Origin of the sequence: Hymenobacter sp. UYP22 (assembly GCF_040547285.1) — a bacterium.
Taxonomy (GTDB): Bacteria; Bacteroidota; Bacteroidia; order Cytophagales; family Hymenobacteraceae; genus Hymenobacter.
Window position 1 is genome coordinate 39,630 of the sequence record NZ_JBEPPK010000009.1, and the last position, 22,963, is coordinate 62,592.

At 63.1% G+C, this 22,963-nt stretch carries 21 protein-coding genes; 13 read left to right on the forward strand and 8 right to left on the reverse strand.

The genetic code is table 11. From position 1 onward, the window contains the following. Window positions 1-4: 4 nt before the first annotated feature. Entirely contained in the window at window positions 5-886 is an 882-nt protein-coding gene (locus ABIB60_RS14570) for a sterol desaturase family protein (RefSeq protein ID WP_354580884.1), read from the reverse strand. Between the two features lie 184 nt (window positions 887-1,070). Between ABIB60_RS14570 and ABIB60_RS14575 the strand changes: the two genes are divergently transcribed. Both ABIB60_RS14575 and ABIB60_RS14580 read left to right on the forward strand, forming a co-directional pair. Beyond that, window positions 1,071-1,769, forward strand: a complete 699-nt coding sequence (locus tag ABIB60_RS14575) for a TIGR04283 family arsenosugar biosynthesis glycosyltransferase (protein WP_354580885.1) — start codon at window positions 1,071-1,073, stop codon at window positions 1,767-1,769. Between the two features lie 64 nt (window positions 1,770-1,833). Next, window positions 1,834-2,472 carry a TIGR04282 family arsenosugar biosynthesis glycosyltransferase gene (locus tag ABIB60_RS14580; protein WP_354580886.1) on the forward strand — a complete coding sequence of 213 codons (639 nt, stop codon included), beginning with the start codon at window positions 1,834-1,836 and terminating at the stop codon, window positions 2,470-2,472. Here ABIB60_RS14580 and ABIB60_RS14585 read toward each other — a convergent pair. Continuing rightward, window positions 2,432-3,820, reverse strand: coding sequence for an MptA/MptB family glycosyltransferase (locus tag ABIB60_RS14585; protein ID WP_354580887.1), 1,389 nt, complete (start codon window positions 3,818-3,820; stop codon window positions 2,432-2,434). The two genes, ABIB60_RS14580 and ABIB60_RS14585, sit on opposite strands and share 41 nt — an antisense overlap. Before the next feature lie 13 nt (window positions 3,821-3,833). Continuing rightward, window positions 3,834-4,547 carry a glycosyltransferase family 2 protein gene (locus tag ABIB60_RS14590; RefSeq protein ID WP_354580888.1) on the reverse strand — a complete coding sequence of 238 codons (714 nt, stop codon included), beginning with the start codon at window positions 4,545-4,547 and terminating at the stop codon, window positions 3,834-3,836. A 920-nt stretch (window positions 4,548-5,467) separates the two neighbouring features. Between ABIB60_RS14590 and ABIB60_RS14595 the strand changes: the two genes are divergently transcribed. The 4 genes from ABIB60_RS14595 to ABIB60_RS14610 are packed head-to-tail and all read left to right on the forward strand — an operon-like array spanning window position 5,468 to window position 10,233. Beyond that, complete coding sequence (locus ABIB60_RS14595) at window positions 5,468-6,802, forward strand: NAD(P)/FAD-dependent oxidoreductase (protein ID WP_354580889.1); 1,335 nt, start codon at window positions 5,468-5,470, stop codon at window positions 6,800-6,802. A gap of 22 nt (window positions 6,803-6,824) precedes the next feature. Beyond that, entirely contained in the window at window positions 6,825-8,177 is a 1,353-nt protein-coding gene (locus ABIB60_RS14600) for a 4Fe-4S binding protein (RefSeq protein WP_354580891.1), read from the forward strand. A 42-nt stretch (window positions 8,178-8,219) separates the two neighbouring features. Beyond that, entirely contained in the window at window positions 8,220-9,695 is a 1,476-nt protein-coding gene (locus ABIB60_RS14605) for a cellulose synthase family protein (RefSeq protein ID WP_354580893.1), read from the forward strand. 7 nt (window positions 9,696-9,702) lie between these two features. After that, complete coding sequence (locus ABIB60_RS14610) at window positions 9,703-10,233, forward strand: rhodanese-like domain-containing protein (RefSeq protein ID WP_354580894.1); 531 nt, start codon at window positions 9,703-9,705, stop codon at window positions 10,231-10,233. A gap of 47 nt (window positions 10,234-10,280) precedes the next feature. Here ABIB60_RS14610 and ABIB60_RS14615 read toward each other — a convergent pair whose 3' ends face one another. Both ABIB60_RS14615 and ABIB60_RS14620 read right to left on the reverse strand, forming a co-directional pair. Continuing rightward, on the reverse strand, window positions 10,281-10,904 hold the full coding sequence (locus ABIB60_RS14615) for a DUF6134 family protein (protein WP_354580895.1): 624 nt from the start codon (window positions 10,902-10,904) through the stop codon (window positions 10,281-10,283). A 316-nt stretch (window positions 10,905-11,220) separates the two neighbouring features. Continuing rightward, a complete protein-coding gene (locus ABIB60_RS14620; protein ID WP_354580897.1) occupies window positions 11,221-12,021 on the reverse strand; it encodes a DUF547 domain-containing protein in 801 nt (266 codons plus the stop codon). A 110-nt stretch (window positions 12,022-12,131) separates the two neighbouring features. Here ABIB60_RS14620 and ABIB60_RS14625 point away from each other — a divergent pair, with 110 nt between their 5' ends. The 7 genes from ABIB60_RS14625 (at window position 12,132) to ABIB60_RS14655 (ending at window position 20,722) form a co-directional block, all read left to right on the forward strand. Further along, window positions 12,132-13,226: a BamA/TamA family outer membrane protein gene (locus tag ABIB60_RS14625; RefSeq protein WP_354580898.1), complete on the forward strand. Its 1,095-nt coding sequence runs from the start codon at window positions 12,132-12,134 to the stop codon at window positions 13,224-13,226. Between the two features lie 62 nt (window positions 13,227-13,288). Next, window positions 13,289-13,978 (forward strand): TIGR04283 family arsenosugar biosynthesis glycosyltransferase, encoded by a 690-nt coding sequence (locus ABIB60_RS14630; protein ID WP_354580900.1) that lies wholly within the window; start codon window positions 13,289-13,291, stop codon window positions 13,976-13,978. Then, entirely contained in the window at window positions 13,978-15,006 is a 1,029-nt protein-coding gene (locus tag ABIB60_RS14635; RefSeq protein ID WP_354580902.1) for an NAD-dependent epimerase/dehydratase family protein, read from the forward strand. Before ABIB60_RS14630 ends, ABIB60_RS14635 begins: the two co-directional genes overlap by 1 nt. Beyond that, a complete protein-coding gene (locus ABIB60_RS14640) occupies window positions 14,996-15,823 on the forward strand; it encodes an SDR family oxidoreductase (RefSeq protein WP_354580904.1) in 828 nt (275 codons plus the stop codon). The genes ABIB60_RS14635 and ABIB60_RS14640 overlap by 11 nt, the downstream gene beginning before the upstream one ends. Window positions 15,824-15,877: 54 nt before the next feature. Then, window positions 15,878-16,210 (forward strand): arsenosugar biosynthesis-associated peroxidase-like protein, encoded by a 333-nt coding sequence (locus ABIB60_RS14645; protein WP_354580906.1) that lies wholly within the window; start codon window positions 15,878-15,880, stop codon window positions 16,208-16,210. Window positions 16,211-16,303: 93 nt separating this feature from the next. Then, window positions 16,304-17,350 carry an arsenosugar biosynthesis radical SAM (seleno)protein ArsS gene (arsS, locus tag ABIB60_RS14650; protein ID WP_354581060.1) on the forward strand — a complete coding sequence of 349 codons (1,047 nt, stop codon included), beginning with the start codon at window positions 16,304-16,306 and terminating at the stop codon, window positions 17,348-17,350. Between the two features lie 1,032 nt (window positions 17,351-18,382). Continuing rightward, on the forward strand, window positions 18,383-20,722 hold the full coding sequence (locus ABIB60_RS14655) for an ATP-binding protein (protein ID WP_354580907.1): 2,340 nt from the start codon (window positions 18,383-18,385) through the stop codon (window positions 20,720-20,722). 140 nt (window positions 20,723-20,862) lie between these two features. Here ABIB60_RS14655 and ABIB60_RS14660 read toward each other — a convergent pair whose 3' ends face one another. The 3 genes from ABIB60_RS14660 to ABIB60_RS14670 all read right to left on the reverse strand — a co-directional run bounded on the left by ABIB60_RS14660 (window position 20,863) and on the right by ABIB60_RS14670 (window position 22,751). After that, window positions 20,863-21,210 (reverse strand): SDR family oxidoreductase, encoded by a 348-nt coding sequence (locus ABIB60_RS14660; protein WP_354580909.1) that lies wholly within the window; start codon window positions 21,208-21,210, stop codon window positions 20,863-20,865. Window positions 21,211-21,729: 519 nt separating this feature from the next. Next, window positions 21,730-21,915: a hypothetical protein gene (locus ABIB60_RS14665; RefSeq protein WP_354580911.1), complete on the reverse strand. Its 186-nt coding sequence runs from the start codon at window positions 21,913-21,915 to the stop codon at window positions 21,730-21,732. 227 nt (window positions 21,916-22,142) lie between these two features. Continuing rightward, window positions 22,143-22,751, reverse strand: a complete 609-nt coding sequence (locus ABIB60_RS14670; RefSeq protein ID WP_354580913.1) for a TetR/AcrR family transcriptional regulator — start codon at window positions 22,749-22,751, stop codon at window positions 22,143-22,145. Window positions 22,752-22,963: the final 212 nt, after the last annotated feature.

Here is a 22,963-nt window from a genome sequence, read left to right on the forward strand (position 1 = left end):
AGCGTTAGTAGATTAACGCTTCCAGCGGCCCGGCCGGAGCGGACCGTGCGGGCACCGTACCGTCGGGGCGAACCCAGGGCTCGGACGGGGCAAGCGGCAGGGCCAGAAGCTGAGCCACGGTCTGGTGGGCGTAGTCAGGATAGGCGGGCACGCCGATGGTGAGGGCTTGCTGCGGCACGTTGAGGCGCAGGGTGCGGTGCAGAGAGTCCCAGAGTGTGAGCACAACCCCGAAGTTGCTTTGCGACTCGCGGTGCACCACCGAGTGGTGGATGCCGTGCGCCCGGGGCGTTACCAGCACCCGCACCAGCCGGCGCTCCACAGCCAGCGGCAGCCGCCAGTTGCTGTGGTGGAAGGCGGCGCAGGCTTCAAACACGGCCTCATAGGCCAGCACCGTAGCCGGCCGAATGCCCAGCAGTGCCGGCAGCCCCGCCCGGTACGGAATGCTGGCCAGCATCTCCCCGAAGTGAAAGCGCCAGGCTGTGGTAAGGTCCATGTCGAGGTCGTTATGGTGCACGCGATGCAGGCGCCACAGCAGCGGCGCATGTAGCAGCCGGTGCCAGCTATAGGCCAGATAATCGAGCACCAGCACTTCGAGGCCGAGGCGCACAGGAGCTGGCAGGCGGGCGAGCTGCCGGGCCGGGTAGTGCGGGGCGGCAAGCTGCGCCAAACCCACCATGGCAGGTAGCAGCGTGAGGCGGGCGGTGGGTAGCGACGGGGCCGCCAGCACGGCATTACGGAGCCAGCGCTCGGGGCGCGGGCGGGTGCGCCGCCGCAGCGGGTGGCGGGTTTCGAGCAGCAGCAGCCCCAGGCCCACCAGGGCCAGGGCCGGCGTGGCCCAGCGGTCGAAGCGCCTGAGGAACGGATGCGAAACCGGAAAAACGGGCATAAAAACGGCGTAAAGCGGTAAAAGAAAACAGGGTAAACGCGGTAATTAAGCAGCCTGCCCGGCAACGCGTCCCTGGCCGCGGCGTAACTTGGGGCGCGTTGCCGGGCCGGTATACGTATGTTTTTTCCTTTTGACACTGACCGGCAGCCCCGCCAGGCCTCGTCAGCGGCCAACTCCCAGCCTGATGATCAGCATCATCATCCCGACGTATAACGAGGCCGAAGCCATCACCGCCCTGCTCGGCTACCTGCGCCAGGCTACGGCCCCCGACCACGACCTGGAAATTCTGGTGGTGGATGGGGGTAGTACCGACGATACCGCGCCCCTGGCCCGGCAGGCTGGGGCCACGGTGCTGGTCAGCCCCCGCAAAGGCCGCGCCGCCCAGCTCAACCACGGTGCCCGGCAGGCCCGGGGCGAGGTGCTGTATTTTCTGCACGCCGACTCTTACCCGCCGCTCGGCTTTGCGGCCGATGTGCGGCAGGCCGTGGCCCAGGGCTACGGGGCAGGCTGCTACCGGCTGGCCTTTGATTATCCGCACTGGTTTTTGCGGTTTAGCGCCTGGTGCACCCGGCTGCCGTTCACGGCCGTGCGTTTCGGCGACCAAAGCCTGTTTGTGCGCCGCGACTTATTTGCCCGCCTCGGGGGCTACCGCGAAGAGTTAGTGGTAATGGAAGACCAGGATCTGGTAGCCCGCCTGCGGGCGCAGGCTCCGTTTCGGCTGCTGCCCCGCGCAGTGACCACCTCGGCGCGCAAGTACCAGGTAAACGGTGTTTTCCGGCTGCAGGGAATTTTCACCCTCCTGGTGGTGCTCTACAAGCTGGGCGTGCCGCAGCGCCGTCTGGTGCAGCTGTATCGCCGGCACATCCGGCAAGGCAAGCTGTAGCCACGGGTTTCAAGGGGGATGGCCGTATCTTGCTGCCCTGCTTCGCCTGATAATTGATTTACGTATGTCCACCGCCCTGCCCCCTCACCTGATAGTTTTTGCCCGCGAGCCGGAGTTGGGGCGCGTTAAAACCCGCCTGGCCGCGGGTATCGGTGCCGAGGCGGCCCTGGCCGTGTACCGCGAGCTGCTGGCCCTTTCGGCGGCGGCCGTAACGGCGGCGCAGGTTCCCGCCACGATCTGGCTGGCGGAGGCCCCGGCCGGGGCCGACCCAACCCAACCGCGGCCGGAGTGGCCGGGCTTCCCCTGGCGCGAGCAGCCGGCTGCCGGTACGCTGGGCGAACGGATGAGCCAGGCCTTCCGCGAGGCACTGGCGGCGGGCGCGGGTCGGGTCGTAATCATGGGCACCGACTGCCCCGGCCTCAGCGCTGACTTGCTGCGGCGAGCATTTGACCAGCTACTACACCATGATGTGGTGGTGGGTCCGGCCGATGACGGCGGGTATTACTTGCTGGGCATGAATGCCTTGCATCCCGACCTATTCGCCAATAAAGCCTGGAGCACGGCCAGCGTTTTGCCGGATACCCTGGCCGACGCCGCCCGCCTGGGCCTGCGCGTGGCCCATCTGCCTACCCTGCACGACGTGGACTCGGCCCAGGACCTGGCTACTTGGCGCGGGCATTCCGGACCTGGCGGCGGGCACTAGGGCGTAGCCCCGGCCCGCGGCCAAGATAGTACTCGGCAGCGGCCCAAATCAGCACCACCCCATATTCGAGGACCAGCAGCGGCCCACTTTCGGCGTACGCCGTAGTGCGGTAGGCCGCGTACGAAAGCACGGCCAGACCCGCCCACACCCGCGCGTAGCGCAGCGGCGAAAAGCAGCTCAGCGCCACCAGCGGCACCAGGTACCAGGGATGCACCACCGTGGCCAGCGCAAAGTAGCCGCTGAGCGTGAGCAGCAGCCAGTGCGGCAGTGCCGCCAGGGCCGGCCTTCCTGCTCGCCGCGCCAGCCACAGCGTGCCGCCGGCCGCGCCCAGCCCCAGCAAAGGACCCAGTGTGCCCACGAGGTCGTAGCCCACCAGCCACTGGCCGGCCGCGCGCAGCAGGTAAAATACGCTGGCATTAAACTCGAAGCGCTGAAAGTACAGGTCCAGACTTAAGCCAATATGCAGCAGCAAATCCCACGACAGGAAAGGCAGAAACAGCGCCCCCAGCCCAGCGGCCAGCACGCCCAAAAACCACCACAAGCGCTGCCAGCCCAGGTGCCGGGCCAGTAGGGGCAGCGCCAGCAGCGGCAGCAGCTTGGTGGCCACGGCTAACGCCAGCGCCCCGGCAGCCAGCCGGGTGCGGCGGCGTACCAGCAGCGCGCCCGTCAGTAACAAAAAACACACCACCACGCCTTCCATGTGCACGTTGCCGATGGTCTCCACAATAACCAGCGGGTGAAGCAGGTAGGCCAGGGCCCGGCGAGCCGGCCAGCCCGCCAGCGGCAGCAGCCAGAGCAGCAACGCCGCCGCGCCCGCATCGGCCAGTAGCAAAGCAAGGCGCACTACCACTAAAAAGCCGGTTTGGGAGGTAGGATAAGCTCCTGCCGCCGCGCCATATAGTGCCTGGCACACGGGAGGATACACGGAGAAATACGCCGGTGAATTGAGCTGCGGTAGCAGGCGGCGCAAAGTAGGCAGCGGCAGAGTAGCCGCGTCCACGGGCGGGGTGGCCAGCAGCTGCCGGGGCGTTTCGGCAAAGGGGTTGTGACCGTGGCTCACCAGCAGCCCATCCCAGCGGAAGCGGTAGAAGTCGTCGCTCAGCGCGGGCGTAGCCGGTAGCCACAGCAGCCGGAATGCCAGGGCGGCTCCCAGGCCCCAGCGTAACGGCAACCGGGTGTGCAGCAACCAGGCGTAGGCCGCGCCGGCCACCGCGAACAGCCCCAGCAACTGCCCAAATTGCGGGCGCGGCGTAGCGTAGGCCAGCCCCCAGTAAGCGGCTCCCATCAGCAGGAGGGCTACGAGCTGCCCGGCCTGCCGCCATGAAAAGGGGGGAAATAAAGTTGGCAAGGGGGCGGGTGAATTACCAGTATTTAAAGATGGTCCACAGAATTTTGTAGCCCGCCCCCAAGGTGCCGCGCACCGTGCCCGACACCTTGCTCACCCCGATGCGGCGGCGGTAGCGCACGGGCACCTCTACCACGCGCAAGCCGAGTCGGGCGGCTTTTACTTGCATTTCCACCGTCCAGCCGTAGTTGGTATCGGTCATGTCCAATCGGGCCAGCGCCTCGGCCCGAATGGCCCGAAACGGCCCCAGGTCGGTGGTGGTGCCGCCGTAGCGCAAGCGCAGCAATTTAGCTGCCAGCCAGTTGCCAAAGCGCTGCTGCGGCAGCAAGGCGCCTCGCTCGCGCCGGCCCAGCGCCCGTGAGCCGATGACCATTTCGGCCGCGCTGCCCAGCAGGGGGGCCAGCAGGGCGGGCATATCGGCCGGAAAATCAGAGTGGTCCCCATCCAAAAACACGATGATTTCCGGGGTGATAGTTGCGGGTTGGGCGGCGTAGTAGGCTAGCCCGGCCAGGCAGGCCTGGCCGTAGCCGGGCCGCGGCTCGGCCACCACGGTGGCCCCGGCGGCGCGGGCGGCGCGGGCCGTTTCGTCGGTCGAGGCATTGTCGACCACCACCACTTCCTGCACCAGGCCGGCCGGTATTTCGCTTAGCACCAGCCCAATGGAGCGCTCCTCATTGTGGGCTGGGATGAGCACGCCAATACGCGGAAGGGTGGCCGGAAAGGACGACAAGGCAGATTAGGGGGGAAGCGGTTTAGAAAAGCCGGGAGACGTGCGAAGAAGCCTGAAGTTTGAGGTGTGACGCTCACTTTTTCATCCTTCAGTGAAAGCTCTGCCCAAAGATATCATTCGATAACCCATCGTTTCCTGCCTGACCACTTACCGCCGTAGCCGGCCTACGGCCATTGCGCTGCCCGAATTACCCGAAGCTGCCGGATTTGCTCTAATCAGCTCCCTGTTGCGGAAATGGCTGAGTAAGCGGAGCCGTTGAACAGTTTTATGGGGTGTTGTTGGATACATAGGAGAAAACCTATGCCTCGGCAGTCGAATAACTTAGAGGCTATTGATAAGGCACGATTGGCCCAGTAAGAATAGAGGGAGACGCTACTGCTGGAATTGTCTCGTCAACCATACCCCTAGATTCCACAGGCATGTTACGATCAGCAAGAGCACAACAGGCAACCAGATCATCCACCCAAACCAGAAGAAAAAAACTAGTGGCAAGTGCCATCCGAAGGCCTCAGATACAAAATAGGATAGGCCTGCCAGCAGCCCAATGATAAGAAACAGGACCAATAACACACGCATGAACATGACCATGCGCCAAGATAGCCATCCGATACAATACCCCGTTTCCACTCCCTGGCGTCTGCTAATTCAACACGTGTAGTACTCGCCAAAAATTAGACAGTTTAGGCGGGCTGGCTTAGCCCATTTATGAACCAGAAGCGTACCCGTCGTCGCTGTTGCACCTTATCACAATCACGCAAGCCAATTGGCTAACTGGTTGGAGGTTTTCCCCTGATTGTTCAAAAACCACCTTTGTTGCAGGATAGTAATCGCGGCACGCAATCGGTCAGCGGGGTTACCTACGTACGTAAGGGCACCGGCGGAACTGACTACCACCGCGTTTTGGCGTTTATTTGCGGCTTATGCACCTCGTTATCATTGGCAACGGCATCACGGGCGTTACGGCCGCCATTACCGCGCGGCGGCTGGCACCCGCCGCCCGTATCACGCTGGTATCGGCAGAAAGTGCGCACCACTACTCGCGCCCGGCTCTCATGTACTTGTACCTGGGTCACCTGCGCTACGCCGACGTGAAGCCTTACGAAGACTGGTTTTGGGCGGAAAATCGGCTGGAGCTGGTCCACGCCGAAGCCACCGGGGTGGATACCGCCGCCCGCACCGTGCAGCTGGCCACCGGCCCGGCCCTGGCCTACGATAAGCTGCTGCTGGCCACCGGCTCGGTGATGCGCCAGCCCACCTGGCCCGGCCCGCAGCTGGCCGGCGTGCAGGGCTTTATCGGCCTGCCCGACCTGGAGCGCATGAGCCGCGACACTCAGCGCATCGGCCGCGCCGTGGTGGTGGGCGGGGGCCTCATCGGCGTGGAGCTGGCCGAAATGCTGCACTCGCGCGGCATCCACGTCACGTGGCTGGTGCGCGAAGCCCGCTACTGGCAGTCGGTGTTGCCCCCCGCCGAATCGGCGCTGCTGGCGGCGCACATCCGCCGGCACGGCATTGATTTTCAGGAAAACACGGAGCTAGGTGAGGTGCTGGGTGATGCCCGGGGCCGCGTGCGGGCCGTGCGCACCACCACCGGTCAGGAACTGCCCGCCGAATGGGTAGGGGTGGCCACCGGCGTGCAGCCCAATCTCACGCTGGCCCGCGCCGCCGGGCTCGCCACCGACCGTGGCATCCTGGTTGATGCGCTGCTCGAAACCAGCGCCCCCGGCGTGTACGCGGCTGGGGACTGCGCCCAGCACCGCCAGCCCCCTCCCGGCGAGGTCGCCGTGGAGCAGCTCTGGTATACCGGCCGCATGCAGGGCGAAACCGTGGCCCACACGCTCTGCGGCCACCCTACTGTCTACCGGCGCGGCCAGTGGTTTAATTCGGCCAAGTTCTTCAACCTCGAATACCAGACCTACGGCCGCGTGCCCGCCCAGCCGGTGGCCGGCATTGCCAGCTTCTGCTGGCAGCATCCCAACGGCAAGCATCTGCTGCGCCTCAACTTCGAGGAGTCCGACCAGGCCGTGACGGGCGTCAACGCCCTGGGTTTGCGCCAGCGCCAGGACGTGTGGGAGGGCTGGCTGCGCGAGAAAACCCCCATTGGCAACGTGCTTGCCCAACTGGCGGCGGCCAACTTTGACCCCGAGTTTGCGCGGCAGCACGAGCCCGCCATCCGGCGCGAATTTACCCGGCAGTTTCCCACTATTGCGGTGGGAAAGCCGCGCCGCCGGGGGCTTTTAGGCTTGCAGCTAGGATAGCTTTTTTTATTGAATCTGTAAGATGCACGACGTTCCGTCCCCTTCGCTGGCCCTGGCACAACCCCCACCGGCCGCTACGCCCCCCGGAGAAAAGCCGGCCCTAGCGGCCGTGGCTCTGGGCTTGCTGGCGCTGCTAGCTGCCGCAGCCGATACCGACCCCGGCCGGGCGCGGATGAGTTTATACCTGGCGCTGGCCCTGCTGAGCGGCGGCACGCTGGGCTGGGCCTGGCTAGCCTTTGGGCGCACTGAGGCCGGTTGGCACCCGCACGACCTGTGGCGGCAAGCCAGCACCAGCCGCGGGGCCGTAGCCTGGGCTACTGGTGTGGCCCTCACGGGCTTCTACGTGGTGCTGTACTGGTTTCCGGGGCTGCTCGAAAACCTGATCCGGGCGCTGGACGCGCTAAGCCAGGCGCTGCGGCACCGGGCGGCGGACCAGTGGTTTCTTTACGGTGCCTTCTACACGCTGGCGGTGCTGGTGCTGGGCGGCCGGGCGCTGTGGAAATATCGTTTTTCGCGCTACCACCTAGCACGTACGGTGTCGGTGATGTTCTTCCAGCTGGGCTTTGCCTTCCTGCTGCCGGGGCTGCTGCTGGCCTTGCAGCAGCCTGAATACTACTTCACCTATTTCTGGCCGCTGAAGTATGATTATCTGTTTCCTAACACCGTGGACCAGCTGCTACAAAGCGGCGGACTGGGCGTATTCATGGTGTTCTGGGGCGTGGTGATGGCTTTCGTGGCTACGCCTATACTCACGTATTTTTTCGGCAAGCGCTGGTACTGTGCCTGGGTATGCGGCTGCGGCGGCCTGGCCGAAACCGCCGGTGATACCTACCGTCACCTCTCCGACAAAAGCCGGCAGGCCTGGCGCTGGGAAGTCCGCCTCATCTATCCCATTCTGGGGCTGATAACGCTGCTCACGGCACTGCTTTGGGTGGGGGCCTCAGGCAAAGTGCCCGCACTGGGCGTGATTACGGGGCCGCTGGGCCAGTTTTACGGCTTTGTGATTGGCAGCGTGTTTTCGGGCGTAATCGGGGTGGGCTTTTACCCGCTTATGGGCTCACGGGTGTGGTGCCGCTTCGGCTGCCCGATGGCCGCCTACCTGGGGTTGTTGCAAAAGCACTTCTCGCGTTTCCGCATCAGTACCAATGGCGGGCAGTGCATCTCGTGCGGCAACTGCTCCAACGCCTGCGAAATGGGCATTGACGTGAAGCAGTACGCCCAGCGCGGCCAGCCCATTGTGCGGGCGGCCTGCGTGGGCTGCGGCCTCTGCGCTACCGCCTGCCCCCGGGGCGTGCTCAACCTCGAAAATGGCCCTCGCGAAGGGCGGCTGGCCGGCTCCGCATTCATTCACGCCGATTTGCTCCGAATTTTATAGGGTCAATTACCGTCGGTAATTCCTTCACTGTAATCCTGGTACATGTTCTTTTTAGAAGCCGGCCTGGTCGTTGTGTACGCCCTATGCCTGGTCTTTATGCTCGGGTTCAGTCTCACCCAGGGGCAACTGGCGTGGCTGGCGAGCCGGGCGCGGCTGCTGCCCGCCCCACCCACGCCCGCTGCCTGGCCCCTGGTGGCGGTGCAGCTACCCCTTTACAACGAGCAAAACGTGGTGGAGCGCCTGCTTGATGCCGCCGCCGCCCTCGATTACCCAGCCGACCGCTTGCTTATCCAGGTGCTCGATGACTCGACCGATGCAACCGTGGCGCTGGCCGCCGCCCGCGTGGCCCATTACCAAGCCCAGGGGGTAAACATCCGGCAGGTGCGCCGGCCCACCCGCCAGGGCTACAAAGCGGGCGCGCTGGCCCACGGCCTGACCGAAACCGGGGCGGAGTTCGTGGCCATTTTCGACGCCGACTTCCTGCCCGCGCCGGATTTTCTGCAACGCGTCATTCCCTACTTCACCAGTCCCAATATCGGGATGGTGCAAACCCGCTGGGGTCACCTCAACGAGCACGCCTCGCTGCTCACGCGCCTACAAGCCTTCGGGCTGAACGCGCATTTTCTGGTGGAGCAGGTGGGCCGGCAGGCGGGCGGACACTTCTTTAATTTTAACGGCACGGGGGGCGTGTGGCGGCGCGCCTGCATCGAAGATGCCGGCGGCTGGCACGCCGACACCCTCACCGAAGACCTTGATCTGAGCTACCGCGCCCAACTTCGCGGCTGGCGCTTCCGATACCTGCCCCAGGTGGTGGCCCCCGCCGAGCTGCCAGCCCATCTGGGTGCCCTGCAAGCCCAGCAGCACCGCTGGAATAAGGGAGCTGCCGAAACCGCCCGCAAGCATCTTGGCCGGGTGTGGCGCACGCCGGACTTCGCCCCGGCTACGCGCCTGCACGCCACGTTCCACCTGCTCAACAGCTCGGTATTTGCCGTCATTCTGCTCATGGGGCTGCTGAGCGTGCCGCTCGTTATCGTGCGGGCTAACCAGCCTGGGTTTCAGTTGGTTTTTCAGCTCGCTACTGGTTTTGTGCTCACTTTGGTGCCGCTAACTGGCTATTACTACGTCGCCTGGCGGCGGGCTGGGCCGCAGCGAGGCCACTGGTTTGGGCCAACGCTGCTGCTGTTTCTGGCCTTATCGATGGGCTTAGCCTTGCATAATGCTCGCGCCGTAGTACAGGGCTGGCTGCGCCGGGCTTCGCCCTTCGTCCGCACGCCCAAGCTGGGGACTGGTGATTCCGGCCACGGGGCGGCCTATCGCGCAGGACTGGCCGCCCCACGGCCCCTGGGGCAGAGCGGGCTAACGCTGTATTTTCTGGTGGGGCTAGTGGCTGATTTTTATTACCACAGCTATGGCCTGCTGCCATTTCATGTGCTGCTGGTGGCGGGCTTCGGCACACTTACTGGCTACGCCTGGCACGAGCGGCGGGCTAGGGCAGCTACCAGTGGGCTAGCTACGTAGTTGCGGTATGACTTTCTCTTCTTTTGGGCGGTGGCTGGGGACCGGTCTGCTCCTGACGGGCGTACTGGTAGCCTGGTACCATCGCCGGCCCGCGACGCCCGCAACCACTAATCCCCTGTACTCGGCCATGCTCCGTGGATTGCTGCGCGAGTCGGTACCCTTCGTGAGCGTGGCGCAACTACGGCAGCTACCCAATCCCGTGCTGCTGGATACCCGCGAAGCCCCGGAGTTTGCCGTCAGTCACCTGCGCGGGGCGCGGCTGGTGGGCTACGATACCTTTTCGCTGGCGGCGGTGCGCGATGTGCCCAAAAACGCGTCCATCGTGGTGTACTGCTCGGTGGGCGCGCGCAGCGAAAAAATCGGCGTGCAGCTTCGGCAAGCGGGTTTTACCAACGTACGCAACCTCTACGGCGGCATTTTTGAGTGGGTCAACGAGGGCCAGCCGGTCGTGCAGGCCGCAGATGAACCCACCCGCCGCGTGCACGCTTACTCGCGCACCTGGGGCGTCTGGCTCCGGCAGGGGCAGCCGGTGTACTAGGGCGGCGGGCGCGGGTGACTTACCAGGCCACGTAGGTGGCTACGCGCTTATTTGGGCAGCAAGCGGATGACAAAGTTCTTGAGCGGGTTCTTTTTGATAATGGTCACCAGTTGGCCGTTGGCGTACTGGTATTCATCCTCGCGTCCGGCGCGTACGGCCCGCCAGTTGCCGGCTTTGGGTCGGCTCAGGTGAAAGTAGTCGCCGAAATATTCGGCAAACGCCCGCGCCTGGCCGGCCGGGGGCTCGCCGAAGAACATGTTCGTGACGGCGTAGCGAATGGGAGTCGTTTCAGTGGCCTTGTAGTGATGCTTGTACTGATCGGCCACGATGTCATAATGGTCGCCCTTCCACTCGGTGCGCGAAGCAAAATCGCCCTGGTTAGTGTGCGCCTCTACCGTTGAGAGCAGCAGCTGGCCGTTGCGGAAGCGGTTCACTACCTGGTAGTAAATCTTGAGGTGGTAGAATAAAAAATTTACCTGCACGTCGCTCACCAGCGAATACGTCACGTCGGCCCCCACCGGGACCTGGCGGGTGGCCGTCATCGTTCCTACCCGCAGGCCGGCTACCTCGATGCCGTAGCGCCGCACTTCGGTCGTGGTGGTAGCTTTGGGGGCTTGCGCCACGGCCGCCAGAGGCAGAAATGAGAGAAAAATCAAGGCCAGCGCCTTCATGTATTTAAGTTGTAAGGCAAGAAGAAGGCCAGCGTGACGTTCCCTTTTGCCCGTTAAATGAAAAATCAGCAGCTACCAGTATGGGAGTGGCCGGCCAGGGTCAATGTGAAAAAAACGTTGTGGTTCCGCGTGGTTACGTTCGGGCATGTACCAGCCACGGACAGAGCGACGGTGGCTATGAGCAAGGGGCAGTAGGGCAAGCCGTTGCCCCTTGCCCATAGCCCGGCCGGCGAGCTGGTTAGGCCACGCCGGCACTGGATTTCAGGTAGCCGCTGCGGGCTAGTAAGCAGAAGTTTGCGGAAGCGTGCCGCTGGGGCTACTGCTTGTTCAGGTTCCAGTTATAGTCCAGGTACGTAACCTTGGTGCTGGCGTCGATTTTGGTAGTGGAGTAGCGGTTGACCCACTTTACCACCGACTGACCGTTGTTCTGCCAGTCGCCCTTGTACCAGTCAAAATACTTCGAGAGCCGGGCTTCCGACTTGCTGATCTTGTTCTTGGCCGGGTTGTTCAGGAAGTCGCGACCTTGCTCGTCGAGCTGCTTTTCCAGCTGGGCGGCGGTGTAGGCCTCGTTGCGCAGGCGCGGGCACGAAATGGACGCGCACACCAGCGCGAAGTGAATCCGCGGGTCGTTGTACTTCTTGCGCAAGATGCCGTGCTCGATATTGTCAAGGCTCATTTTCTCGCCGCCAATGCTGAAAAACTTGGCTGCCCAGGGCGTGGTCACGAACGGAATCTTGATTTTCGAGCCAATATCCTTGATGCTCTGCACCGGGTAATGGTCCAGGATCAGGCGGATGGTGTACGCGTTGTAGGCGTTGATCCAGTAAGCCATCTGATCGGCCTTGGACCAGTTGGCGGCCGGCGGGTTTTTGCTTAGCTGCGCCAGGTATTGGTTGAAAACCGCTTCATCGGCCCTAAAACCCTTATAATTAACTAGGCCCTGGGCGTTTACATGCTTTTTGAGCAGCTTGTCGTAGGCGCTGTGGTCGACCAGGGCACCGGTGACTGCCTCGACGTAGGCGGGCGTCGGCACGGGGTTGAGGCCGGGCACTACCACGGCCGCGGTGGTAAGCGTGCCAGCAACCAGCAGCAGAGCGGCCAGGGTCGAGGTTTTCATGAGTTTGTTCATTAGAAGCTACATACGACAAAGCCGGGCCGTAAAGTTTGCCGGGCGGCAATCTTCCGGGCCCCGCAATTTCGTAGGCTTTGGAAAGTAGTTTTGCCTCTGTGCTTTTATCCACCACTTTGCTGGCCCTGGCCGGGCTCGCCCCGGCCGATACGCTGCGCCCCAAGCGCTTAAGCCTGCTGCCCGTACCGCTGGTGTACTACACACCCGAAACCCGGCTGGCTTACGGTGTAGCGGCCACGGCCACCGTGCGTTTCCGGCGCGACGACGATTTTGCCGCGGCCCGGCCGTCGCAGTTCACCCTGGCCCTGGCCTACACCCAAAACCGGCAGCTGCTGCTGTACGTGCCCTTCCAGGTTTTTTACGACCACAACCGGTACTACGCGTACGGCGAGGCCGGCTACTACCGCTACAACTACTATTTCTACGGTGTGGGCCAGCGGGAGGTGCCGCGCGAGCTGTTCGGCGTCAATTTCCCCAGAGTACGGGTCAATGTTTTCCGGCGCGTAGGGGCGGGGATGGGTGCGGGCAAGCTCTACGCGGGCCTACGCTACCAGTATGAAGACTACCGCGTCAGCAGCGTGGAAGCCGGCGGGCTGCTGGCCAGCGGCACCGTACCCGGTGGCCTCGGCAGCCGCCTCACCGGGGGCGGCCTAGGCCTGTTTTACGACTCGCGCGACAACGTGTTTTTCCCCACCAAAGGTGTAGTAGCCGACCTCAGCGCCTTTATCCGCAACCGGGCCGCGGGTGCCGGCATGGCGGGCGCCACCACCCGCTTTAACCGCTACGTGGCCGACGTATCTAGCTACCGGGCCCTGGGGACGCACGCGGTACTGGCCGCCAACGCCTACGGCAGCTTTATCGCGGGCACAGCCCCGTTTAATGCCCTGTCGCTGCTGGGCGGCTCGCGGCGGCTGCGGGGCTACTACGAGGGCCGCTACCGCGACCAGAACGCGGCCCTGGCGCAGGCGGAGGTGCGATTCGACGTGTATAAGCGCCTGGGCGCGGTGGTATTCGGTGGCGTGGGCACTTTGGGTGATGCCGAGACGCTGCTGCGCCTCGGCCAGCCGAAAGGCGCGTACGGGGCGGGCCTCCGCTTTACAGCCAACCGCCGCGACCACCTCAACGTGCGGCTCGATTACGGCCTGGGGCGGCAGTCGAGCGGCTTTTATCTGACCGTGGGCGAGGCATTTTAAGCGGGTTACCCCTTTTTTACTACTTAATTCAGAAGTTGCGGCTTCCTAGCCAGTTCAGTTCTATGCTTAGCGTCATTATTCCCACGTACAACGAAGCGGCCAACATCGGCCGGCTGGTGGCCGACCTGCGCCGCCACGCCCCGCCCGGCACCGTTGAGATCCTGGTGGTGGATGCGGGCAGCCCCGATGGCACGGCGGAGGTGGCCCGCGCCGCCGGGGCCACCGTGCTGCCCGCGCCCAAGCCCGGCCGCGCTGCCCAGCTCAACTACGGCGCCAGCCAGGCGCGCGGTGATGTCTTCTACTTCGTGCACGCCGATGTGGGCATTCACCCCGGCTACGTGGCGACCATTGCGGCGGCCGTAGCGCAGGGCCACGCAGCGGGCTGCTACCGCTTCCGGTTCGATTCGCCGCACCCACTGTTGCGCATTAACAGCTATGGCACTCGCTTCAAGGGTATTATGAGCCGGGGTGGTGACCAGACGCTGTTTGTCACGCGGGCGCTGTTTGAGCAGCTGGGCGGGTTCAATGAGCGGTTTGTCATCATGGAAGACTTTGAGATTATCCAGCGCATTGGGCGGCTAGCCAGCTTCCACATCGTGCCGCTTGACGTGGTGGTATCGGCCCGCAAGTACGAAACCAACAGCTGGCTGCGCGTGCAGCTGGCCAACCTCACGGCCTTTGCCATGTACTTCCTTAAGCTGCCGCCACCCCGCATTGCCCGCACCTACAAGGCGCTGCTCAATTACCGCTAATGCCGCTGCCCTCCCCGCTTCCTCGTGTGCTCGTAACGGGTGCCAACGGCTTTTTAGGTCGCCACCTAGTGTCCGAGCTATTGCGGCGCGGCTACCCTGTGCGGGCCCTAGTGCGGCCGGGCGGCGCGGCCAGTTCGGCGCTGCCCCCTTTGTCGTCGCTGCCCATTGAAGTAGTGGAGTTTGATATCGCTCAACCTGATAAGGAGGCCGATTCCGGTGCCCTGCTTGCCGGCTGCGGCGCTATCATTCACGCCGCGGCCCTGGCCCAGGTGAACCCTGCCCGGAATCGGGCCGTGTGGGCGGCCAACCTGGGCGGCACTGAACGCTTACTACGGCTGGCACTTAAAGCCCGCGTAGACCGCTTCGTGTACGTGGGCACCGCCAACGTGCACGGCTTTGGCAGCAAGGCCCAACCCGGCGATGAAACCCGGCCCTACGCCGGCCGCCGCTACGGCCTCGACTACATGGACAGCAAGCGCGCCGCCACTGATCTCGTGCTGGCAGCCGTCGCCGGCGAGCAACTGCCGGCCGTGCTGGTGCATCCCACGTTTATGCTGGGCCCCGGCGATGCCCGGCCCACCTCGGGCGCGCTACTACTGGCGCTGCACGCCGGCCAGCTGCCCGGCTACCCGCTGGGCGGCAAAAACTACGTGCACGTGCAGGACGTGGCCGTGGCTACCGTTAGCGCCCTTACCCAGGGGCGGGTGGGCGAGTCGTACATTCTGGGTAACGAAAACCTGAGCTACCAAGAGGCGTTCGGGCTGATCGCCGGCGTGCTCGGGGTAGCGCCTCCTCGCTGGCCAGTGCTGCCGCCGCTAGCCAACCTCTACGGGCGGCTCAGCGACTGGCGGGCCACGCTCACCGGCCGCCCGGCCCCGGTAAATGCGGCCATGGCGGCCGTCGCCAATGACGGCCACTACTTCACTGCCCAAAAAGCCCGCACCGAGCTAGGCCTGCCCCAAACTCCCATCAACCAAACCGTGGCCGAGGCTTTCGATTGGTTTCTCACCCACGGGTATGTTCAATAAAAAATCTACTTCCCTGGCCGGCCAGGTCGCCCTGATTACGGGGTCCGAATCGGGCATTGGCCGCGAAACGGCCCGCGCCTTTTGCCGCCAAGGAGCCGCCGTAGTGCTCAACGGTCGCCAGGCCGAGCGCCTCGAATCCACCCGCCAGGCGCTGGCCGCCGAGGGCTTCCAGGTAGCCGCCTGCGTGGCTGACGTCACCGACTACGCCGCCTGCGAGCGTCTCGTGGCCACGGCCATTGCGGCATTCGGCCGGCTCGACATCCTGATTACCAACGCCAGTATTTCGCAGCGGGCCTACTTCGCCGATATGCAGCCAGCCGTATTCCGGCAGGTGCTCGACAGCAACGTGTACGGCTCAGTGTATCCGCTCAAGGCGGCGCTGCCCTACCTCATCCAGGCCCGGGGCAGCGTCACGTTCATTTCCTCCATCTCGGCCCTGAATGGAATGCCCAGCGGCTCGGCCTACTGCGCCGGCAAGGCCGCGCTGGCCAACCTGGCGCACACGCTGCGTCTGGAACTAGCGGCCACCGGCCTGCATTTTGGGGTAGTGCACATCGGCTTCACCCAAAATGACCCCGACAAGCGCGTACTCAACGCGGCCGGCCAGCCCGTGCCCATTGCGCACCGCCCGCCGCGCTGGCAAAAGTCGCAAGCGCAGGTGGCCGCCATCATCCTGCGCCACGTACGGCGGCGGCAACGGCGAACGGTTATTTCGGGCCTGGGCCGCCTTATTCTGGTAGTGCACGCGCTGTTGCCCCGCCTCGGCGACTGGGTGGTGCTAACTTCCCAGCGTCGGCTGCGCAATTTTTACGAGTAGCCTGCCGGCAATCTAGTTTTTAGTTTTTTTTCGTATCTCAACTTAAATCCACGCATGGAATCGTACTACAACCCTGCCGACCTCAAAAAATTTGGCAACATTGGTGAGTTTCAGAAGGAGTTTGCCGATAAATTCTTTGCTTACTACGGGGCCGTATTTGCCGAAGGGGCCCTTACTGCCCGCGAAAAGTCGCTCATTGCCTTGGCCGTAGCGCACGCCGTACAGTGCCCCTACTGCATCGACGCCTACTCGGCGGACACCCTCGAGAAGGGCTGCACCGAACCCGAAATGATGGAAGCCGTGCACGTGGCCGCGGCCATCCGCGGCGGCGCCACCCTGGTGCACGGCGTGCAGATGATGAACAAGGTGAAAGAGCTATCCATGTAGCGACGTAGCGTGGCTGCTGCGGCACCGCGCGTTAACTGATTTCCACCCGGCCTACGCGCGCACCTGCCGCGTACGCGCCACCTCTTTGCTATGATAAAATCACTCAAAGCCACGGGCAACCAGCTCGCCGACCCGGCTTTTCAGCTCACCGTGCTGCGCCAGGAAGTAGTGGACGTGCTGCATCTGCCGCCCTTCCACGTCAAGATGCAGGAAGTGGGCCTGTTTCCGTTGCGGCCGGTGGCCCCGGCGGTGCTGCAGATCAACGTGGGCAAGATGTGCAACCAGGTGTGCAAGCACTGCCACGTGGATGCCGGCCCCGACCGGAAGGAAATCATGACCCGCGAAACGATGCAGCTCTGCCTCAACGCGCTGGCCGCCACTGATATTCCGACGGTGGACCTCACCGGCGGCGCCCCCGAGATGAACCCCGACTTCCGGTGGTTTGTGGAGCAGATTACGGCGCTGGGCCGCAAGGTATTGGTGCGCTGCAACCTCACTATCATTGTCGCCAACAAGAAGTACTACGACCTGCCCGAGTTTTTCAAAAAGCACGGCGTGGAAGTCGTCAGTTCGCTGCCCTTTTACTCGGCCGACAAAACCGACCGCCAGCGCGGCGACGGCGTGTTCGACGATTCCATCCGGGCCCTGAAAATGCTGAACGCCGTGGGCTACGGTCAGCCTGACTCTGGGCTGGTTCTGAACCTGGTCTACAATCCGGCTGGCGCGTTTATGCCCGGCCCTCAGGCGGCGCTGGAGCGGCAGTTCAAGCAAGCGCTGCTCAGAGACCACGGCATTGTGTTCAACGGCCTGTTTGCCATTACCAACCTGCCGGTGAGCCGCTTTCTCGACTACCTGGTTGAGTCGGGCAACTATGCGGGCTACATGGAGAAGCTCGTGACAGCCTTTAATCCCTCTGCCGCCGCCGGCGTGATGTGCCGCGACACTATTTCGGTGGGCTGGGACGGTGGCCTCTACGACTGCGACTTCAACCAGATGCTTGACCTGCACGTGGCCAGCACCAGCCAGCACATCCGCAATTTCGACGCTACAGCCTTGGCCCAGCGTCCCATCGTGCTCAACCAGCACTGCTACGGCTGCACGGCCGGTGCGGGCTCGAGCTGCGGCGGGACCGTGGCGTAGTGCTTTGCAATTAGGCCTTCGCGGAGGAGGGAGGAAAAAAATTCTATAAAACCCAGGCTGCAGTGGGCCACCGGGGAACAGACCGTGGTAACGTACTGCTTTATTAATCATTTCCATACCGCCTGTCAGCCGGCATGAGCCTAGTAACCAGACCTGCGACTTTACTTACCAAAGATGAAAGGGTTGACCGCGGCACTGGTGGCCGCCCGTCCGTTTGGAGTTACTCTAGCGCAGGCTTAGCCCTATATACAGAACAACCGGGACCAGCGCCCAAACGCAAAAGCGGGTTTTCGCATTAGTTGCACTAACTGCAAGACGTAATGAACAAGTGGTTCGCCACCTTCGGTTAGGTGCTCAGACACCACCCCGACGCTCAGTATATGTTGGATTTCTTGCTACGCGTAATCTGTGCTGAAGCTGCTAGTGGGTAAGGATTACCAGTGTTGGATCTATACAAGAAGCTCCTTTCTCCGTACAACTTTACCTCCCGCAGATACAAGGAAGAAAGCGCTTAAACGGCCCCTAATCAGTTCAGTAAACTGGTACAGAGAGCCAAGTACACGACTGCGTATCTTCTTGATGAGTACCCTGTACTTGTGCTAGAAATATTGGCTACGCCCGCATCTAGACCCGCGACCAGAAGTTTGGAGCACAACGCGATATCTTGACCAAAGCTGATTGTGTATCATTTTTTTAAACGCACCCACCTATTCTTAGACAATGCTTGTGTAGTTGCCTCATCAGTCGTGTTGCTGCACGAAGCAAGCGGATTATCTTTCCCGGGGTTTGTCATTACTTCTAGCACAGTACTCGAATCTTTACGCAACTCATATACTATATTCAAGATTCTTCTACCCTTGTGGGTGGGCACTGCCGCTTCGCGCTTCATGCCAAAATCATTGCTCGTATAGGTACGGACCCAGTACAGTAGGCTATTTATTTTTACATACGCATGCCCCCAACCTCTTAGACTCAGCTTATAGCTAGAGGTTAGCTGTGCAGAAAATTACCCGAACGATCAGCCGACGCAGCATGAGACGATTCCGGACCAGCCGGTGGAGAGGTTGGGTATCCTGGGTGCTGGCCGGGCTGCTGGCGGTAGTAGGCCTCGCCTGCCAGCCGACCCCGCCACCCGCGCCCTGGCTGACCGCGCGCCTACTTGACCCTGGCGCTGGGCGCGACGCTGACCTACGGCGCTTACGGGCCGCCCTGGCCGCCCTGGCCGCCCCGGCCCCGACTGAGCTACGCTTCCGCCAGTTGCGCCGCTTCGGCATCTACCAGAGCTACGCGGCTACCCCGGACTCCGGCGTGGCCCCCCTGCGGGCTGCTGCCCAACTAGGCGAGACGCTCTCCCAGCAGCTACCGCTTGAGCAGGCCTCCGTGTTGGGTCGGCTAGCCGAGCTACACTGGCGTCGACAGCACTACGACAGCGCTCGTCTCACGTTTCTGCACGCGGCGCAGGTACTAGCCACGGCTTTTCCTGACAGCGCCGCTCGGGCTACGTTCCGGGTACTGGATGGTCACCGCGGAGCCGTGGGCATCTACCTGGCCGGTCACTACGCCAACGCGGGCCAGGCCTGGCGGGCTGAGGGCCGGTTGCCCGCCGCCCTGCGCTGCTACGACTTGGCGCGCCGCGCCTACCAGTGCCCCCCCGACAGCGCCCCGCAGAAACTGGGTGGCCTCGCCTGGGTACATACGCTGCTGGCCGAAACCCTCCACGAGCAGGGCGAGCTCGCCCTGGTCATTAATCACTATGAACAGGCCCTAGCGGTCCTGCGCACGCAGCGCCGCTACAACTGGGAGGATGCGGCCCAAGAATGGGCCACTACCCTTCAAGGCTACGCCCCCTACCTGCTGTCCACCCGCCCCGCTTACTTGCGCGACCTGGCCACCGAGCCGCAGCCCGAGTTACGCCGCCGTCTGGGAGCCCGCCCCACTGACCGCGACCTACTGGCTCACGCCAGCGCCCTGACCGTACTGGAAGCACAGGCCTGTCTGGTCACCCGTGACCGCGCCACTGGCCCCGCCCTGGCCCTCGCCGCTGCCTTATTGCCCCGGCTACGGGCGGCCGCGGGCCCCGAATTCCGGGTGGAGCTGGGCTACTACGAGTTGCTTGCCCGGTTTACCCAGCTGCAAGCCGGCTGGGCCCGGGCTGATGGCGTACCCGCGGCCGGGTACGCCCCTCGCGTTCACGCCACCCATGACTCGGTACCCGAACCTGGGCGGCGCGACCGGCTGGGCATGGTGCTGGCCCGCGAGTGGATGCGTCAGGGCGACTACCTGGCCGCTGCCGCCCTGCTGCATCCCCTCAGCCGGCGCCAGCCCCGTGTTCTGGAGCCTCAGGCCCTGAGCCAAGTCCTGCACCTGCTGGCGGCTGCTTACGCCCGTCAGGGCCGCTACGATAGCGCCTATCAAGTCCAAGGCCAAGCCATGGCCCTGGGCGATACGCTCAGTGGCCGCCAGCAGCGCTTGGCGGTGGCGGACGCCGAAGCCCGCTACCGTACCAGCCTCCAAGAGCTCCGGATCCACGAACTGACGCGCGCTGGTGGGCAGCAGCGCCAAGTCGCGCGCTGGGCCGGGGTGGGAGCCGCCGGGTTGGCCCTGGCGCTGGGGGGCGTGGCCCTGGCTTTGCGCACTACCCGCCGGCTGGCGGCGCGCCTGCGCGCCGCCCAAACCACTCAGAATCGTCTCTACTCCATTATTGGCCATGATCTGCGCGCCCCGCTTGCCGCGTTCGAGGGGCTGGCGACCCTGCTCGACTACTACGGCCGGACCGGACCGCCGGGCCCCGCCGAGTGGACGGAGGTCACGGCCGAGGTGCGTCAGACCACCCGTCAACTTACCGGCCTGCTCAACAACCTGCTGCACTGGGCCGCCCAGCAAAGCGGAGAGCTGACCTACCAGCCCGAACCGCTGGCTGCCGCCGAGCTGCTGGCCGAGGTGGCGGCCCTCTACACTCCCGCTACCCGGGCCCGTGAGGTAACGCTGCAGGTGAGCGTTTCCGCCGGCTTGCTTCCGCTCTGGGCCGACCGCAACATGGTACTCACGCAACTACGCAATCTACTCGGGAACGCCCTTCAGGCGGCCCCTTCAGGCTCCATTATCACGCTGGCCGCCCGCCCGGCTGACCACGGGCTGGAGCTGAGCGTAGCCGATGCCGGCCCCGGCCTGACCACCGCCCAACTGGCTACCCTCGGTACGCAGGACGCCGCCACTGGGCTGGCCCCGCGTCTGCCGGGCCAGCGTGGCACTGGTCTGGGTTTGCCGCTGGTGCGTCGGCTGGCCGAGTGCCAACAGGGCCGTTTCTGGCTAACCAGCATCCCCGGCCAGGGCACCACGGCCCATCTGGCCCTGCCGCTGGCCGAAGGTTAAAGCTACGGGTTGGGCGCCACTTGGGTATACAACCTGCGCCGTGGTGCCCTGACTGGTGGCTACCCGGTGCCTTTACATCGTACTTCCCCATCCTTTGAAAAGCACCTGTGCAGTCTATCGCTACTGCCGCCGCTGGCTCCTTACCATTCCATGCCGTAAGGTCGTCTCCACTGACGTCGAATTCGCCCCCCGCTTCTGTGGGGTAAGCCGCCCGTACCTGCACCCATTCCGTCTACCTCCCACACCGCACCCGTTACCCAACGGGCGGCATCTGAGAGCAGGAAAGCAATCGTCTGCGCCACGTCGCTTGCCGTGCCCACCCGGCCGCTTGAGTGAAAGCCGTTAAAGCCCTGCAGGGATTCTTCACTTTTGTCGGGCTCAACAAAGGAGCCATAATTAGGAGTGACCACGACCGCCGGGGACACCGCATTGACGCGAATGCGGGTTGCCTGGTGCCCTATTTGGATTCTGGTTTGCCCATCATGCAATGCGGGCCGCCACAGCTGCCGAACGACAGGCGGCCGTATTAGGCCAACTTATGCGCCTGTTTGGACCCAGGGCCGCCGATCCTGTAGCCTATCACGGGGTAGACTGGGCTCGGGAACCCTACACCAGCACCGCCGGAGATAAATACCCTTCCTAACAGGTGCCGGCTCGTGGCCCCGAGCTGTTGCGGCAGGCGTACTGGCACGGTCAGCTACACTGGGCGGGTGCCGAAACCTCTAGCAGTAAGTGGGGGCGGCTGGACGGGGCGGTAGAATCGGGGCGGTAGAATCGGGGTGGTAGAATCGGGGGGGGGGGTAGCTCAGCAGCTACAACGACTCCACCCGTGCCCGCCGGCTGGCAGTAGCAGAATCGATTTGCCTCCACTCGCGATTCATCGCCTCTGACGGTAAGGTAAAGTGGCCTGACAATTGACTTGAAAGCCGATGGCTCGTCCCCCCCCCTGTACGCTCACGTATAGGCCGGAAAGGCGTTCCCGGCAAATGGGGATTAGAGGCAGTGGATTAAGCAGTCCGGGACTTCCGTTTGTCGCGGTGAACAAGGTACGTGATGAGTAAAAGCGAGAAATAAGGCAGCGCGAAGCCGATGCCAAACCAGCGCCAAAAGGAGCGGCCATTTTCGTACGCCATATAGCCTGTCACCATGGGCATGAAGAGGATGGGGGTCAACAGGACAATGATAAATTCCATAGGATGAAGAGTGGTTAGTGTCCCCCACTGGGGTGACCTGGGTCAAGAAATAAGCGGATTGGATCTGCCGTAACATGCAGGGCGGCTGCTTGTTGTGCCTGGCCAGCGGCGGGAAAAGGGTAACGGGCTGGCCCAGCGTCGAATGCCCATCCAAAGAAGCAAAACGGCCCCTTTTGTATCTTATCCATGCGATTTAACTATTTGGTTAATGGACGAGCAAAAAAATATCAGGCTCGAATGGCCCGGATAACAAATTCGGCTACTTCGGTGTGGCGGTGCTCCATCTCCCGCTTAAATTCCTCCTCGCTCAGCCCTAATCCAACCTGGATGATGGGCTTGCCTAGGAAAGGAAAGATAACCAGTGACATGACGTTCATGAACAGCTGGGCGGGACTGATGGGGTGAATGCGTCCTTGCGCCACGGCTTCTTCCACTTGGCGGCGGAACTTGTCGAGGTGGGTGCGTTTATTGTCCACCACCGTCCGGAAGAAAAACTGCGGGTTGCGGTTTACTTCGTTCACGATAAACAGGGGCAGGAAGCTGTTGCGGCTCACGAAGGTGAGATAGGTATCTACCACGAGCCTGATTTTGTCAAACAACTCCAGGTCGGTGTCCAGCACCGCCATCACGCGCGGCAGAATCACGCTGATGGCCCGCTCAATAATGAGCGCTGAGAGCTTCTCCTTGCTGCGGAAGTAGTAGTGCAGCAGGGCTTTGTTGATGCCGGCGCGGTCGGCAATTTCCTGCATGCGCGCCCCGGCCAAGCCCTTTTCCAAAAACACGGCTTGCGCCGCTTCCAAAATTAGTTCCTCGGTTGAGCGTTTCTGCGTGTCCACTGGCAGGATGGTTTAACTAGCTGGTTAAATCTGCGCAAAGATGCACTGAGATTTTTTAAACTCGTTTGCCCTACCAAAATAATTCCGCTGTTTAGTTGACGGATATCCGAAAACAACGGAACTCCAGAAAGGCAGTCTCCGCGTATTTTACGCGCATTTTCCCCCATGTATACTGTCACTGGGTGTCCGGCTTGGGGCTAATCCATGCTTAT